9 protein-coding genes, 1 pseudogene and 1 other annotated feature are annotated in these 16,466 nt (G+C 65.7%); of the genes and pseudogenes, 3 read left to right on the forward strand and 7 right to left on the reverse strand.

Annotated features, from left to right (window positions below; translation table 11 throughout):
• Positions 1 to 297 precede the first annotated feature (297 nt).
• Both ACZ1JS_RS19175 and ACZ1JS_RS19180 read right to left on the reverse strand, forming a co-directional pair.
• Positions 298 to 486 carry a hypothetical protein gene (locus ACZ1JS_RS19175; protein WP_465168915.1) on the reverse strand — a complete coding sequence of 63 codons (189 nt, stop codon included), beginning with the start codon at positions 484 to 486 and terminating at the stop codon, positions 298 to 300.
• A 292-nt stretch (positions 487 to 778) separates the two neighbouring features.
• A pseudogene (locus ACZ1JS_RS19180) lies at positions 779 to 2,009 on the reverse strand (IS3 family transposase).
• Positions 1,609 to 1,725, reverse strand: a sequence feature (AL1L pseudoknot). (Overlaps the previous pseudogene by 117 nt.)
• Positions 2,010 to 2,611: 602 nt before the next feature.
• On the opposite strand from ACZ1JS_RS19180, the gene ACZ1JS_RS19185 reads away from it, so the two are divergent.
• Positions 2,612 to 3,172: a sigma-70 family RNA polymerase sigma factor gene (locus tag ACZ1JS_RS19185; RefSeq protein ID WP_465168916.1), complete on the forward strand. Its 561-nt coding sequence runs from the start codon at positions 2,612 to 2,614 to the stop codon at positions 3,170 to 3,172.
• Positions 3,165 to 3,848, forward strand: a complete 684-nt coding sequence (locus ACZ1JS_RS19190; protein ID WP_465168917.1) for an anti-sigma factor — start codon at positions 3,165 to 3,167, stop codon at positions 3,846 to 3,848. Before ACZ1JS_RS19185 ends, ACZ1JS_RS19190 begins: the two co-directional genes overlap by 8 nt.
• 279 nt (positions 3,849 to 4,127) lie before the next feature.
• Here ACZ1JS_RS19190 and ACZ1JS_RS19195 read toward each other — a convergent pair whose 3' ends face one another.
• Positions 4,128 to 4,391 (reverse strand): hypothetical protein, encoded by a 264-nt coding sequence (locus tag ACZ1JS_RS19195; protein ID WP_440491998.1) that lies wholly within the window; start codon positions 4,389 to 4,391, stop codon positions 4,128 to 4,130.
• A 58-nt stretch (positions 4,392 to 4,449) separates the two neighbouring features.
• Here ACZ1JS_RS19195 and ACZ1JS_RS19200 point away from each other — a divergent pair, with 58 nt between their 5' ends.
• The gene (locus tag ACZ1JS_RS19200; RefSeq protein WP_465168918.1) at positions 4,450 to 10,986 is read left to right on the forward strand and encodes an autotransporter outer membrane beta-barrel domain-containing protein; all 6,537 of its coding nucleotides are present in this window, start codon (positions 4,450 to 4,452) and stop codon (positions 10,984 to 10,986) included.
• 43 nt (positions 10,987 to 11,029) lie between these two features.
• On the opposite strand, the gene ACZ1JS_RS19205 is transcribed toward ACZ1JS_RS19200, so the two are convergent.
• The 4 genes from ACZ1JS_RS19205 to ACZ1JS_RS19220 form a co-directional block, all read right to left on the reverse strand.
• Positions 11,030 to 13,459 carry an ABC transporter permease gene (locus ACZ1JS_RS19205; protein WP_465168919.1) on the reverse strand — a complete coding sequence of 810 codons (2,430 nt, stop codon included), beginning with the start codon at positions 13,457 to 13,459 and terminating at the stop codon, positions 11,030 to 11,032.
• A 22-nt stretch (positions 13,460 to 13,481) separates the two neighbouring features.
• Positions 13,482 to 14,234: a GIN domain-containing protein gene (locus ACZ1JS_RS19210; protein WP_465168920.1), complete on the reverse strand. Its 753-nt coding sequence runs from the start codon at positions 14,232 to 14,234 to the stop codon at positions 13,482 to 13,484.
• Between the two features lie 161 nt (positions 14,235 to 14,395).
• Positions 14,396 to 15,073, reverse strand: coding sequence for an ABC transporter ATP-binding protein (locus tag ACZ1JS_RS19215; RefSeq protein ID WP_465168921.1), 678 nt, complete (start codon positions 15,071 to 15,073; stop codon positions 14,396 to 14,398).
• 10 nt (positions 15,074 to 15,083) lie between these two features.
• Positions 15,084 to 16,391 carry an efflux RND transporter periplasmic adaptor subunit gene (locus ACZ1JS_RS19220; protein WP_465168922.1) on the reverse strand — a complete coding sequence of 436 codons (1,308 nt, stop codon included), beginning with the start codon at positions 16,389 to 16,391 and terminating at the stop codon, positions 15,084 to 15,086.
• Positions 16,392 to 16,466 lie beyond the last annotated feature (75 nt).

Consider the following 16,466-nt stretch of genomic DNA (forward strand, 5'->3'; position numbering starts at 1 on the left):
CAAAATTGGCACATTAGCGGGCTTTTCTGCTCCTCGTATACTGTGGTCCATCTGGTCCACGCACAGAGCAGCCTATGGACCAGTAACCAGAAGTGGCGGTTTTCCGGCCTTTCCCAGCACCTGTCAGGGTGCATCGGGTGTGCGCACACCTTACCTTCTGCTGCCTTAGATACCAGGAATGCGCACATGGTAGGCTTGGGCATCATCCTTGCACTCCGGCAAGGTGCAGGGCCGGCGTGATAGCCGGCCAGCAGAGATGGGTTCGGTTGCATCTACGCAGGCGATCGGCAGCCGGCGTCATTCGATACTATGACCGAGATGACTTTTTGCTGTGGCACCTTCGCGAACAGCTGGATCGTCGCTGTGAAGGTCAATCAGCCACCGCGGAGTTTTGGACCGGCAGCGCAATGGCACGGGCAAGCTGTTCCAAACCGCATGCAGCAATGTTGCCATCCCTGTATCCTTGCTCGGTTCGATCAGCTTCATCCGGGTCGTTCTGTCGCCGATCTGCAGTCGTAGATGCCATGTCGGATTGTCGAACGATCGGACCACTACAGATGGCTGATCGGGCACCGCTAAATCCACCCCGTCGACCGCTGCCAGCAACTCGTCGCACCATCTCGGTTCCATGTCGCGGAACGTCCCTACGCGTTCGTTGGCAAGGCTAGGATCATTCCCGATCAGACTCCCTCAAGACAGGCCGATCAGGTTGCCCACCAGTGCTTCTACGGTGTCGGTCTGAACCACCCCGGGTTTGTCGGAGGCGGTTGGATGTGAGTCACGCCGCCATATCAATGATGTCCGCGGCAGCATAGTATTGCTCTTCGGCCTCGGCGGGCGGAATGTTGCCGATAGGCTCGAGCAGCCGGCGCTGATTGAACCAGTCCACCCATTCCAGCGTGGCGTACTCGACCGCCTCAAAGCTTCGCCACGGCCCGCGCCGGTGGATCACCTCGGCCTTGTAGAGGCCATTGATGGTTTCAGCCAAAGCGTTGTCATAGCTGTCGCCGACGCTGCCGACCGACGGTTCGATCCCGGCTTCGGCAAGGCGCTCGGTGTATTTGATCGACACGTATTGGCTGCCGCGATCGGAGTGGTGGACGAGGCCGCCACCCCGCATCGATCGTCGGTCGTGAAGCGCCTGCTCGAGCGCATCCAGAACGAAGCTGGCATGCGCCGTCCTGCTGGCTCGCCAGCCAACGATCCGGCGAGCGTAGGTGTCGACGACGAACGCCACGTAGACGAACCCCGCCCAAGTCGCGACATAGGTGAAGTCCGATACCCAGAGCATGTTCGGCGCCGGCGCACGGAACTGCCGGTTGACCCGGTCGAGCGGGTATGGCGCGCCCTTGTTACTGACAGTGGTGCGCACTGGCTTGCCGCGGACCACCCCGGCCAAGCCCATCGCCCGCATCAGGCGGGCAACGGTGCAGCGGGCGACGTCGAACCCTTCGCGCCGCAGTTGCCGCCAGACTTGCGCACGCCGTAGACGCGGAAGTTCTCCTCGAACACGCGGCGCACCTCCGGTCCGAGCGCGTCATCACGCCGAGCCCAAGCCGACCTCCTGGTCGGCTCAATTCTTCTGGCTGCATGAGCATGGTAGGTCGACGGGGCGATCGGCAGAACCCGGCAGATCGGCTCGACCCCGTACACCTTGCGATGCGCGTCGATGAACGACACCATCACCTCGCTGGGCGGTCGAGCTCCGCCATCGCAAAATACGCCGACGCCTTGCGCAGGATCTCGTTGGCCTGGCGCAGTTCGCGGTTCTCCCGCTCCAGCGCCTTCATCCGGTCGGCGACGTCGCCCGGAACACCAGCGCGCGTGCCGCTGTCGACCTCGGCCTTCTTTACCCACTCGTGCAGCGTCTGACCCGCGCACCCCATCTTCGCCGCGATCGACACCACCGCTGCCCAACGCGACGGGTGGTCCTTCTCGTGGTCCAGCACCATCCGCACCGCCCGCGCGCGCACCTCAGGTGAAAACTTGTTCGTGGTCTTGCTCGTCATAGCCCCTTCCTCTCAGGAGTTGAAGCCTCCGACAAACCCGGCGCGGTTCAGTCATTGGTGTCCCGTTCGGGTTCCCATGCCCGCTTTGGCAGCCGCTCGGTACGCCCTGCATTTGGCCACAAATGGATCGATGATTTCGCGTTCGGCTGTGGACAACCAACGGATGCTGCTAAACCCGTTTGAGGCTTTGTCGAGCGACGCTTTAGCGGTGAGTTTCGTAGCCTCGCCTTAGTTTGCGCAGTGACCGATATCCCTCACACCGAGGGGCAGCAGCTAGAGACTTTAGGCGGTGCCTTGGACATGCGTGACGGCCACCCGGCCGACACCTGTTGTCGACCTGCTGATATGCCTAGAGGTTCCTACGCCTCACCCCCCGGGACGGACCGGAAGGCAGCGGTTCGCTATCATGACATCGGCTCAATTAGGAAGAGTGATGCCGGAATGTGTCGAAGGATGGACCGTACCAAAGCCGGGGCGCCCACAACGGGCGTTGTTGGCACGCATGGGGGCGTGTAGGCGTGGGTCGATGCAAGACGGGCCGTGTCATGCCGGCACCCCGTCGATTGCCCATTCGCCTGAACCAGGCAGCGGTGCGGGACGTGATGACGAACGCTCTCGAAGAACGCGTCCGATTGTACGAAATGCTCGAACGGGTCGGGGCGGAGGACCGCGACGCGCTCGGCGATCTGTATCGCATGACATCGGCCAGGCTGTTCGGCATCTGCCTGCGCATCTGTGGCGATCGCAGTTCGGCGGAGGATGTGCTACACGAGGTGTACACGATCGTCTGGAAACGGGCCGGCGGGTTCGAAGCGGGTCCGGCCAGTCCGATCGCGTGGCTGGCGACGATCGCGCGCAACCGGTCGATCGACTGGGTCCGGGCGCATGGCCGGCGGACGATGCGCCCGATCGAGGACGCGCTGGACGTGGCCGACGATACGCCGAACCAGACGGTGGCCGCGGAACAGGCCGAAACCGCGCGACGGCTGTACGAGTGTCTCGTGGAACTGCATGCGCCACAGCGCGACGCTATCCGCACCGCCTTCGTCGATGGCATGACCTATGCCGAGATCGCCGATGCCCGCGGCGTGCCGTTGGGAACGATGAAGAGTTGGGTGCGGCGCGGATTGTTGCAGTTGCGCGGGTGTGTCGGCGATGACTGATCCCGACCCCGACATGATGGCGGCCGAGTACGCGCTGGGCCTGCTGGAAGGTGCCGAGCGTGCCGCGGCGATGCGGCGCTTGCTGAGCGATCCCGATTTCGCGCGCGAGGTCGACTGGTGGCGGCATCGGTTCGCGGCGATGTTCGACGAATATCGACCGGTAACGGCACCGGAATTGCAGATCGACCGCATCATCGCCGCGCCTGTCGCTACCCCCTCCACCCCGCGATCAGGATTACGCTGGGCATATGTGCCCCTGGCCGGTGCGATCGCCGCCTCGGTCACGCTGTTGCTGTCGCAGCCAAGGCCGGTGGCTCCCCCGCCGCCCGTCGCGCAGCCGCAACCCACGCTGCTCGCGGCGCTGACCCCCACCGACCAGCGCGGCACGCCGATCGCCGCCTCGATCGACCTCGCCCGGAACGAGGTGCGCGTCGTCGCCCCCGGTCTGGCCCCGGCGGGCAAGGAGGCGCAACTGTGGATCCTCCGCGACGGCGTGCCGCACGCAATCGGCCTGCTCGCCCGCACCGGCGCGACGCGCCTGCCGCTACCGACAGCCGAGCGCGCCTTGCTGAACGCTGATGCGGTGCTGGCGGTATCGATCGAACCGCTGGGCGGTTCGCCCGAGCCGACCCCGACCGGTCCTGTCGTCGCCAGCGGGGCGCTGGCGCGGACGTAAAGTTGCCGACGGTTGCCGCCGTCACTGGAGTTGCCGCCAAGCAGTGAAGGATTATCAAGAAACGCTCGATAGTTGCGAATAAATCTTTGACGCGTCCGGATCGCGATAAGCGGTCGCTCCGTTCCTATTAACGTTACCGCGCAGCGGATAGAAACGGCTTTCGATCCGTCGGGTCCTGACCGTACCGGTACGCATGACCTCACTGGACGCTTTCCCTGGCATCCCATAAGCAGGATGTCCGGCCCGGGGGCCGCATGGGGGGAATGTTTAGATGGCAGGTCAGGGTTCGGCGCGTCTGCGCCGGTGGTCGTTAGCGATCGGTACGAGCATCGTTGCGATGGCGGCATCGTCGGCGGCACATGCGCAATGCTCGCCCGATCCGATGATCTCCTCGACCCTTACCACCTGCACCGGCACGGATAATGATGGTTTAATCGCCGATGTCTTCAACGGACGCGTGCTCGTGGCCGAAGGCGCAACCGTACGTGGCAGCTCCGACGCAGCCATTAGTACCCAATCGTCCACCACCACATTCACGATCAATGGCCGAGTTGATGGCGAAAACCGGATTGGCTTCCTTGTCACCAACGGCGAACCGTATTTGGGTCCGTGCGATCCCTATGCAGGTGTAACGCCCATCGTCTGCCCGCCGGGGCTGCAAACCTATTATCCATGGGCAACCGCTACCATCAGGATCGGCGCGGAAGGAACCATATCCGGTGCACAGGCACTAGTCAGCCGCCGTTCGCCCAACAACAATGTTGGCCGAATCTCCGTCAGCGTTACCAATGAAGGCCTGATTGAAGGTACCAGCGGCACTGCAATCCAGGATGCGAGCAGGCTTCTCAGCGTCGACAACAACGCCGGCGCAACGATCCGCGGCATCGGCTACGCGATCGATACCGATGGCGCTCTGCTGCTGACCAATGCCGGGACGATCGATGGATCGGTCATTTCGCGTGCGGTGCTTGGCAACGAAAATGGCAGCAACATCAACACCCTTGCCGGTACGATCCGTGGCGACCTGATGCTGGGTGCCAGCAACGACACGCTGGCCGCACGCTATGTTGCCGGACAGATCGTTACCGGCGTCACCGGAACGATCGATGGTGGCGCGGGTCTCGATACGCTCGACTTGCGCCTGTCAGGCGACGCCAGTTTCACCTCGCTGCCGCTGCTATCCGGATTCGAAGTGCTGAACCTGCGGATGGAAAATACACCGACCGTTACGATCGGAGCGGCGGACAGTGTCGTCACCGGGCTGCTGATGCTGGGCGGCAACGGTAACGTTACGATCAATGGAACGCTGAGTGGGACTGGTCAGCTTCTGGGCGTAGGATCGTCCGATGGTGCGGCCACGGTCGTCAATGCTGGCACGATGCGAAATACGGCCAGCGCCGGCAACGGCTATCTGGCGCACGTCTACGCAGCAAAACGTTTTCAGAATGATGGCGTCATCGATGCTGCCGGCAACGGCGTTTCGATCCTGTCGCAGGGCATGTTCGTCAACAACGGGACGCTGCAGGCGAACGGAACGGCGCTGGAGCTGTCGGATACCGGCTTCGCCAATAGCGGCACGATCCGCTCGACCGCCGGCATCGGCGCCATCATGCGCGGTTCGTCGGGCATGAACTGGAGCAACAGCGGCACCATCGAAGGGGCCGTGACCGGGGTTCGGCTCACCAGCAATCTGACCAACACTGGCCTGATCACCTCGCCGGTGCTGGCGGTCGATCTCGGCTATTACGGTATCCTGGACAATCGTGCGGGAGGCCGGATCGTCGGCGACATTCGTCCGCAGACCGCCGGTAGCCGCTTGTCCAACGCGGCCGTCGCCAATGCCGGGACGATCGACGGCAACGTCTCGTTCGGTGGTATCGGCCAAGAATACAGCTATGGCGCCAACCGCTATTTCGCACTGTCGGGCGGCGTGCTGAACGGAAACCTGACGCTGGGCCGCAACGAGACGCTCGTCACCTATCTGGGCGATGCGGGCAGCAGCGGCTTTGCCGGCATCAACGGGACGGTCATCGCGACGGATGCGTTGCTGCGCTATCGCGTCAACGCCGACACGACCACGGCGGCAATGGCGCGTCCGGGCTTCGCCGAGATCGGCTATGACCTGTACGATGGCGCCAAACTGACGCTGACCAGCGTCGGCACCCCGCTGATCGTAGCGGGCAAGGGCAGCGTCGACGTCACCGGCGATATCGTCGCCACCACCCGCTCGGCTATTTCGGTGTCGGAGGTCCTGATGGCGCCTGGCGAGACCCGGAGCGATCAGGCCGGTCTCGCCATCATCAGCCGCGGAACCATTACCCTCGACAGATCGAGTGGCAGCGACGGTCTTGCCTTCGCCGCGGTGCAGACCGGACGCGAACATAGCTTTACCAACGCTGGCACGATCATTGTGCGCGGTGGAGACAGGTCGCAGGCTGCAATCGGTATCTACGCCTCCAGCCAGGGAACCGTCGTGAACGACGGGACGATTTCGCTCGATGGCGCAACCGGCATCTCGGAAGCCTTGAAGGTCACTAACAACGGCACGATCAGCCAGGTCGCTGGCGGTCGTGTATCGAACGGCATCTTTTCCTGGAGCGGCGTCAACCTCACCAATTACGGTTCGATCGAGGTCGCCGGAAACACTGTCGGCAGTTCGTCGTCGGTGACTGTCGACAATGCCGGCCGCATCGCCAGCACGAACGACGCCGCGATCGGGGGAGGCCAGTATAATCCGCAAGCGTTCATCACCAATCGCACCGGTGCCACGATCGCTGGCAACGGCACCGCGATCCGGGTCAGCGGCGGGACGCTGATCAATGCCGGTACCATCATCGGCACCGTCGATCTCGGCTACAGCAGCTATAACTACAACAACCGATCCTATGGCAACGCGACCTATGACGGGTTGGGTGGTACGATCACCGGTGACCTGCGGTTCGGCAACGGCGACGACACGCTGATCGTCTATGACGACGTGACCGGCGTCAGCGGCATGATCGATGCCGGCGGTGGTACCAACACCTATATCCATGCCCGTTCCACCAACGGCACGGTAACCCTGGGCCGGGACCTGCCGACCGGTTTCAGCGTCGAAGGCGTACGTGCCGCCGGACCGGATACGCAAGTAACCATCGCGGCTGCGGCACCCGCCACGAACGACCTGAAGCTGTCGGGCAACGGCAATATCGTCAACACCGCGACGATCGACGGTCTGGTATACACCGATACCTATCGTTGGGAAAACGGGATGATGGTGGCGGAGCCACTGCTCGCGTCGTTCACCAATCAGGGGCGGATGAACGGTGGCTTCGACGGCGGCGTCGGCCGCTTCGTCAATGCCGCCACGGGCATCGTGACGACCGGGAACCCGGATCGGTCGGGGGTACAGATCCGCCAGACCGGCGCGATCGATTTTGCGAACGCTGGCACGATCGACATCGGTGCAGGCAGCCTCGCCGTTTCGCTCTCTTCGAACAGCGCGGTGACCGCGGCGAATGACGGATCGATCAATGGCAAGCTCGGCATGTCGGTGCAGAACTTTACCGACGTGATCGCTGCTGCGCCGCTGACGGCATCGCTGGTCAACCGTGGCACGATCACCGGTGATCGCAACGCGATCGAGATGACGATGATCGATGCGGCTGACGGCGTATCGTCGATGACGCTCGACAATCGCGGCACGATCGAGACGACGGGCAGGGGCACAACTGCCGCCTATCTGGAGACGCGGGGCTCGTTCTGGTCCGGCAGCTCCACGGGCGGTACGCGACAGGTCACCGTGACCAACAGCGGCACGATCCGGGCCAATGCCGGCGGCGAGGATGTCACCTACTCCTATTGGAGCTACAATCCGTCGACCGGTCAGATCGAGCAGCGGACCGATACCTACACCAGCGTTGCAACGGCATTGACGATGCTGGCCCTGCCGACCAGCGCAGCGCATTCCATAACGCTGAACAACAGCGCGACCGGCACGATCGAGGCGACGGGTGCCTTGTCGACCGCCGTGGCTGCGGTCGGTACGCTGGATCTCACCAATGCCGGTACGATCCGGGGCGGTGCCAGCTTCGCCGCGAACGGCGAAACCTATGCCGGAGCGATCCAGTCGTTCGATGCCAACGACCGGATCGTCAACACCGGCACGATCACCGGATCGATCGACACCGGCGCGGGTGACGACCGCGTCGAGAATTTCGGCACGCTTCAGGGCGACGTCTTCCTCGGCGAGGGTGACGACACCTTCCTCCATCGTGCCTCGGCCGTGCTGACCGGCACCGTCGATGGCGGGATCGGTACCGACAGCCTGATCGTCGACGCGGCCGGGGGCGGTACCGTCCGCGCCAGCCAGTTCGTCAATTTCGAACGCTTCAGCCAGATCGGCAGCGGCACGGTCGATTATATCGGCGCGTTCCAGACCACGACGCTCGACGTCAGCGGCGGCACCTTGGCGGTCGGTGCGGGCCAAACGCTCAGCAGCACCGGTCCGGTCACGATCACCGGCAGCGATGCGGCGGAAACCGTCGACAATGCGGGGACGATCACCGGTGCGGTGGCACTGGGTGCTGGCAACGATATCTTCGTCGATCGCGCGGGCAGCAGCGTCGTCGGTGGCGTCGATGGCGGTACGGGGGTCGACCTGTACCGCGTCGCCCTTTCGGGCGACCGCAGCGGGATCGGCATGCGCAGCGGCTTCGAGCAACTCGCGGTCGCCGGCAACGGCACGCTGGCGCTGACCCTCGACCAGAGCTTCGACAGCATCGCCCTGTCCGGCACAGGCCTCACGCTCGCGCTGAACGGCAACGCCGTCGGCACCATCACCGGCAGCGACGCGGCCGAAATGCTGCGGGTCGATGGCGATATCGGCCGCGCTGCACTGGGCGGTGGCGACGACATGCTGATGCTGGGTACCGTGATCGCCAACGGCACTTATACCGGCGGGGCGGGTAATGACACGCTGCGCTTCTCGACCAACGCACCGATCACGCTGGCGGGAAGCGCCAGCGGGTTCGAAACGATTGCGCTCACCGGTACCACGCTGAACATCGGCGGGACGCTCGGCATGGCCGGCGATCTGACGACGTTGGGCGATAGCGCGCAGACGGTGGCGCTCACCAGTGGCGGCACGATCAACGGCACGCTCGATCTGGGCGCTGGCAATGACAGCTTCAGCCTTGCTCCCGGCGGCATGCTCAACGGCACCGTCGCAGGGGGCGCAGGGGATGACGTCGCCACCATCACGCTGGCCGGGACACGCACGCTCGACGCCGCCGCGCTGACCGGCTTCGAGACGCTGGCGAGCACCGGCACCGGCATGCTGACCCTGACCGGCGCGCAAAGCTATGGACAGGTGACCGCAGGTACCGACCTGACGATCGCCAGCGGCGCGTCGCTGACCACCGGCACCATACGCTTCGCCGGTGGCAACGAACGGCTGACGATCGCCGGCGGCTTTGCCGGCACGGTCGATGGCGGCGCGGGCAGCGACACGATCACGGTATCGGGCGGCAGCGCCAGTGCGCCGGTCGCGTTCACGAACGTCAGCAATGTCGAGACGTTCGGGATGACCGGCGGCTATGCGACCGTCTCGGGCAATGCGGCACTCGGCAACGCAGCGCTGACCGGCGGGCGTCTGGTTGGACTTGCCAATTCGACGATCGCCGCAAACCGTATCGACGTCGGCACGGGTGCGACCTTCGGTTCGGCCGGCACCGTCAACGGCAACGTCAATGTCGCAGGTACGCTCAGCCCCGGTGCGTCACCGGGTGTGATGACCGTCAACGGCAATGTCGCACTGGCCAGCGGTTCGCTGTCGGTGTTCGAACTGACCCCGACCGTCTCCGACAAGCTCGTCGTCAACGGCGCGCTCTCGATCGCCAGCGGTGCGACGTTGCAGATCGTGCCGGTGGGCACGCTCCGCGCTGGCACCAGCTATGACCTGATCACCGCCAGCGGCGGGATCACCGGCGGGTTCACGACTGTCAACAAGCCGTCGAGCCTGTTCGGGGTGATCGTACAGCGCACCGACCGCATCCAGCTGCTCGGCCAGTTCCTGACCAACGCTCGCTTCTCGCCGCAGGTGGCGCGCAGCATCGCCTATGCGAACGCCACGCTGGCGGTGCAGCCCGCGACCAGCACGCTGTTCGACAGCCTGCCGGCGCTGGTCGAAACGTCGGGAGCATCGAATGCGCGTGGCTTTGCACAGCTGACGCCGGAGGCCTATGCCTCGGCGACGCAGCTGGGTGTCGATCATGCGCTGTCGCTGACCCAGGTCGCACGTGGCAATGCCTTTGCGACCGACCGGCAGGATGCCGGCGCCTTCACCTTCGCGCAGACGATCGGCCAATGGCACACGCTGCAGGGCGATGCCGCAGAGGGTAGCAACACCGCTCGCGCGCAAAGCTACGGCTTCCTGGGCGGGGTCGGCTATGGCGACCGCAGCTGGATGATCGGCGCGTTCGCGGGGTATCTGAACGGCCGGCAGCAGATCGGCGCGCTGGGCGCGCGCACGCGGGCCGATGGCGTCGTCGCCGGCATCCACGGCCGTTACGGGGCTGACAGCGGATGGGGCTTCAGCGCGTCGCTGCTGTACGATGGCGGTACGGCGGATACGGTGCGGGCACTGCCGACCGGGCGTAACGGGACCGGCAGCTACGATCTGCATAGCTGGGCCAGCGACGTCGCCGCATCCTATGGCATCGACGTTGGCGATGGCTGGTCGCTCCGCCCGCGGGTCGGCGTGACGTACATCCGCACCTCGCGTGAGGGGTTGCGCGAAACCGGGGCCAGCCCGTTCGCCCTGACTGTTGCGGGCAACCGGCACGTATCGGGCTTTGCCGATGCCGGGCTGACGCTGGCGCGCAGCGATGCCTCGGACGCACCGTTCCGGCCGTTCGTGTCGCTCGGCGCCCGCTATCAACTCGAGGGGCAGCGGGCGACGGCATTGGCGGGCTATGCCGGCAACGGCCTGGGGCTGGTCGCAGTCGGCGCAGGCCGTACCGAACTGGTCGGCACCGCCGCCGGCGGTGTCGCCTATCGCCTGCCTAGCGGTCTCGACATCTTCGCCTCCGCCTCGGCTCAGACCGGGCGGGACGATCATCAGGAGACGATCAGCACCGGCGTACGGCTGCGCTTCTGAACCAGACCGGCTCCGACCTCGCGCAAGGTCGGAGCCCACTTCCTCAATCGTGCCGCAGCGCCCAGGCTGGCGCGGCACGGCTTGCGCGGAGCGACTGGCCGAGCACGGTCAGCACCGCAACCAGCAGCGCCACCGCGGTCGCGCCGGCGAAGAACAGTGGCGACAGCGGGATCGCGTCCTCGAACCCCGCCAGCCACGTCCGCATCGCAAAATAAGCGAGCGGCCATGCGACGAGGTTCGCGATCAGGACGGGGCGTAGGAACTGCCCGACCAGCAGCTTGACGATGTCGAGCGACGACGCGCCCAGCGTCTTGCGGATGCCGATCTCCTTCACCCGCCGCTGCGTGTTGAACGAGGCAAGGCCCCATAGCCCGACGCAACCGATCAGCACGGCCAAGCCCGCCCCGATCCCGAACAGCCGCGTGGCACGGTCGTCGGCTTCGTAGAAGTCGGCGAGGCGGTCGTCAGCGGTCTTGGCGTTAAACGGCACCTGCGGCATCATCCGCTGCCACAGCGCTTGCACCGCCCGCATCGCGCTGCGCGGATCACCGGTCGTCCGGATCGTCACGACCGAGGTGCCGATCTTCTCGGGCAGGCGGTAATAGAGATAATAGGTCGGCGGCAGTGCCTTGCGCGGGGTGTCGAAACGCATGTTTTCGACCACGCCGACAATGGTGCGCGGGCGATCGCCGCCGACCGTCTTGCCGATCGCGGCCTCGGGACTGGCGAAGCCCAGCGTCGATAGCGCGCGGCGATTGATGACTATATTGAACCCCTTTGACTGATCCAGCAAATACACATCGTCCTTGCCATAGGCATCACCGAACCAGCGCCCGGCCAACAGCCGCGTACCATGGGTTTCGAAGAAGCGCGGGCTGACCAGTTCCCATTTGAGTGACGGTCCCGGTCCGGCGACACCGGGCAGCGGCACGTTGTCGCTGTTGTAATCGCCGCTACCCCCGGCCGCCGCATTTGACACCGTCACGTCCTTGACTTGCGGCAATGCGCGGAGCGCGGTCAGGATCGAGGGCAGGCGATCCTTGGGCACCGCCGAATCCGCGGTCGATTGCAGCACGATCAGCGCTTCACGCTGAAAACCGACATCGGTTGCGCGGACATGGCGGGTCTGCGCGACCAGCACGGCGGTGCCGATCATGAAGGCGATGGCGAGGCCGAACTGCCCGATCACCAGCAGTTCGCGAATGCGCGTGCCCGCCCGCCCGCCGCCGGGCGACCGCGCCGATGCCAGCACCGACGCAGCTGGAAAGCGCGACAGCAGGATGGCAGGGTAGACCCCCGCCAGTACGCCGACGACTGCCGTCAGCACCACCAACGCCGGTACCACCACCTCGTACGGCATGGTCAGAGACAGTCCACCTGCCGCATTGACCAGCGGCAGGCCCAGCTCGGCAAGGATCAGTCCGCCTAGCGCGGCGATCGCGACGGTCAGCACCGCTTCACCCAGAAACTGGCGGACCAGCGTACCGCGATCGGCGCCCAGTACCTTGCGCATCGCCACTTCGCGTGCGCGAAGCCCTGCGCGGGCGGTGGCGAGGTTGATGTAATTGACCACCGCGATCAGCAGCGTCAGCACGCCGACCAGCCCCAACGTGACAACGGTCGTCTTGGCGCTGCTGCTGTCGTTCCCCTGCGGTTCGAGATGCAGGTCCGCAAGCGGCAACAGGCTCAGTTGCTGCACCGACGACGGTTTTTCACCGACATCGGCCAGTTCCTTGCCGCGCCGGTCGACGAACGCGGTCAGCTTGCCTTCGAACGCGCGCGCGGCGGCGGGCGTATCGAAGCGCAGATAGGTCTGCAGGTTCGTGCTGCCCCAATGATACCAGTTTTCGGTTCCCATCTCGCGGGTGAGCGGCACCAGTACCGACAGCTTCAAATCGGTATTCTTGGGCAGGTCGCGGAATACCGCCGCCACACGATACGTCCGCACCTTGTCCATCGACAGGACCAGCGTCTGCCCGATCGGATCGCGGTTGCCGAAATAGGCGCGCGCGGTCTGTTCGTCGATCGCGGCATTGCCCGGCTGCGCCAGTGCGGTCGCAGCGTCGCCCGCGACCAGCGGCAACGGGAACATCCCGAAGAAATTGGCATCCACCTGTGCCGCATCTACTGGTGTCGCGCGTCCATCGGCCAGGATCGATCCGGCATTGCCACCACCATTGATCCGCGTGCCGACGACGCCCGGGAAATCCTCGCGCATCTGGTCGATCAGCCCGCCCATCGTCCAGGCAAAGGTGCCATTGATTGGACTGTTGGCCAGCGTCCAGGTCGTCTGCACGACATAGACCTTGTCGTGATCCGGCAGCCATTTCTCATAGCTGGTCTCGAACCGGACATAGAGGCCGAGGATCAGGAACACCGCGATCCCGACCGCAAGGCCACCGATGTTGAGCGCGGCATAGAGCTTGTGGCGCACAAGCGAGCGATAGAGCGACAGCAACGTGAAGCGGTTCATGGCCTTCCCCCTGTTTCCTGGATCAGCCGCAGGTGACGCGGGCCATACCGCTCTTGGACACCGCGCATTGCGGGCGGCCGGTGACGGTCACGCGGGTGATGCCGCTGGCGTCGATCCCCGCCGGGCCGTTCACCTGCGCGCGGACCGATCCGGTGCCGCTGGCATCGACCGACAATGCGGCGGTGGTGAGTGTCGAGGTGTCGACATGTCCAGTCCCGCTGGCGTCGATTGCCAGTACATCGGTGCGGCCATCGGCGACGATGCGGCCGGTGCCGCTGAGGTCCAGCGACAACCGCGATGCCCGCACTCCGCGCAGCGTCGCGGTGCTGGTGCCCGATACGTCGATCGTCGCGCGGGTGGCGCGCAGGCCGTCGATGGCGAGGGCGCCGGTGCCGCTCATCCGCGCCTCGAAACTCGGCGTCTCGAACGCGGCGATGCGGACCGACCCGGTGCCGCTGGCATCGATCGCGGTCAGGCGCGGCAGGGTGATGTTGATCGTTGCGGCAGGCTTGTTCTGGCGGCTGTCACAGCTGCCCTTGGCACGCAGCAGCGTCAGCACGCGGCCGCGCACCGCGACACCGATCGCCGCCAGCGACCCCGCCTGCCCCTGTGCGCTGACCGCGAAGCGCGCGCCGAAGGTGATGGCGACATGGTCGCAGCCGCGCACGTCGATGCGGTCGAAATCGGCGGCGGCGAAGCTGCGCGTGGTGACCTGCGCCAGCGCCGGGGTCGGCACGGCGGAGGCGAACAGCGCGAGGGTGAGGAACGGTTTCATGGGGCAGGTCTCCGGTCGGGAGGAAAGGGGGAATGCGCCGCCACCGGCCCGGGGCCGTATCCCCGCGCAGGCGGGGATCCAGAGCGGCAAACGCGAAGGTTGGTTCGTGTGGCCCTGGCTCCCCGCCTGCGCGGGGGTACGCAGGGGTCGGCCCGGCCGCATCACATCGCCCGCATCGCGCTGGCGACGATGCGCCCGTCGAGCATGTCGATGCGCCGCCTGGCCATGTCGGCGTGCGCCGGCGAGTGGGTGACCATCACGATCGTCGCGCCGTCGTCGTTGAGTGCGGTGAGGATGTTCATCACCTGCTCGCCATTGGCGGTGTCGAGATTGCCGGTCGGTTCGTCCGCCAGGATCAGCTTCGGATCGCCGACGATCGCGCGGGCGATGGCCGCGCGCTGCTGCTGCCCGCCCGAGAGCTGATGCGGGAAATGACGGGCGCGGTGGGCGATGCCGACCTTGTCCATGGCGGCGGCCACCCGCCCCTTCCGGTCGCCGGCGTCGCTGCGATAGGCGAGGCCGAGCGCCACATTCTCCTCGATCGTCAGCTCGTCGATCAGGTTGAAGCTTTGGAACACGAAGCCGAGCGTCGATCCCCGGAACTTGGCGAGGTCCTTTTCATCGAGCGCGGCAAGATCGCGCTCACCGAACAGATATTTGCCGCCGGTCGGGCGATCGACCGTGCCCAGCGTGTTGAGCAAGGTCGACTTGCCGCAGCCGGACGGGCCCATGATCGCGACGAACTCGCCGGCTTCGACATGGAGGTTGATATCGGCCAGCGCGGTCGTCTCGACCTCGTCGGAGACATAGCGGCGCTGGATATTCTCGAGACGGATCATCGGTCCCCCCTTAGTGTATGTTGATGGTGTCGCCCTTCACGGTCGACAGATTGCTGGTGACGATGCGGTCGCCGGGGTTCAGCCCCGACAGGATCTCGACCACTTCCGGATTGCGGCGGCCGATCCGGACCGCGCGGCGGATGGCATGGGTGCCGTCGGCGTCGAGGACGAAGGCGAAGGCGAAGGCGCCATTTTCCACCGCCAGCCACCCACCGACCGGGGCCACCACCGCCTTCGATGCAGCGCCCAGCGTGATGCGGATGTCGATGGTCTGGCCGCGATTGAGGTTCGGCGGGGTCTGATCGAACGTCAGCTCGACCCGAAACCGCCCGTCCTTTACCGCGGGCAACACCTTGGAGACGGTCAGCGTCGCTCCATCGGCTCGCGCCTTCTGCCCCACCGCGACGCGGCCGAGGTAGAATTCGTCGACATCGGCCTCCAGCTTCCACGATCCCTCGCTGTCGACCTGTCCCGCCGGGTCGCCGGGCTTCAGCGTCTGACCCGGTTGCAGCGTGAAGTTGGTCAGCCGCCCGGCGGCGGGGGCGCGGATGGTCAGCGCCGAGAGGCCGCCGCGTACCGCCGCGAGATTGCCGGCGAGCCGCGCCTGCGTATCGGCAAGCCGTGCGCCCTGCGTCGCGGTGATCCGCGCCTCGGTGCTGCTGCCGGCGCGCAGTTGCGCAAGGCGGCGGGCCTGATAGTCGGCCTCGGCGCGATAGCCGGCGACGCCCGCCTCCGACACGATGCCCTTGTCGAACAGCTGCTGGCGGATGGCGAGGTCGCGGCGCGCCTTGATGAGGTCGTATTCGGCCTGTGCCACCTGCGCCGACCGGTCGAGCCGGCTGCGCTCGATCCCCAGCCCCTCACCCGCGACCGCGCCCAACTGGCTGGCGATCGCCGCCTCGCGGGTCAGCACCTCGAGGCGCAGTTCGGGATTGGCGAGCCTCGCCAGCGGCTGTCCGGCGGCGACCATCGCCCCGTCCTGCACCAGCAAGGTCTCGACCTGCCCGCCTGACAGCACCCCGACCAGCGTGGTCAGCCGGGGTGCTACGACCCCACGCACCGGCAGGTAATCGTCGAACGCGGCGCGGGTCACTTCGCCGGTCTCGATCCGGTCGGCATCGATATCGGTCGATCCGGCGGCGGGCAGGAAGCGCCACAGCGCGACCGCCGCCAGCACCACCGCCACCGCGATCCACAACGGACGCTTGCGCCACCAGCGGGCGCGGGGGCGCTCCACGCGGCGGTCCATGGCGGCACCGGGGGCCGTCCCCTGCCCGGTCGTCGTGCTGCTTGCGCCCTGTGTCGGTTCGGTCATCATGGACACAGTGTCACCGATCCGGGCGGAAAATCCTAAGTGACTATAACCGAACGATATTCATCCGATGGACGGACA

This window comes from Sphingomonas sp. BL-S-05 (assembly GCF_055521695.1).

Coding starts and splice junctions, on each gene's coding strand:
- ACZ1JS_RS19220 (WP_465168922.1), bottom strand. CDS start 16,391: ATGATGACCGAACCGACACAGGGCGCAAGCAGCACGACGACCGGGCAG.
- ACZ1JS_RS19190 (WP_465168917.1), top strand. CDS start 3,165: ATGACTGATCCCGACCCCGACATGATGGCGGCCGAGTACGCGCTGGGC.
- ACZ1JS_RS19185 (WP_465168916.1), top strand. CDS start 2,612: ATGACGAACGCTCTCGAAGAACGCGTCCGATTGTACGAAATGCTCGAA.
- ACZ1JS_RS19205 (WP_465168919.1), bottom strand. CDS start 13,459: ATGAACCGCTTCACGTTGCTGTCGCTCTATCGCTCGCTTGTGCGCCAC.
- ACZ1JS_RS19215 (WP_465168921.1), bottom strand. CDS start 15,073: ATGATCCGTCTCGAGAATATCCAGCGCCGCTATGTCTCCGACGAGGTC.
- ACZ1JS_RS19210 (WP_465168920.1), bottom strand. CDS start 14,234: ATGAAACCGTTCCTCACCCTCGCGCTGTTCGCCTCCGCCGTGCCGACC.
- ACZ1JS_RS19175 (WP_465168915.1), bottom strand. CDS start 486: ATGAAGCTGATCGAACCGAGCAAGGATACAGGGATGGCAACATTGCTG.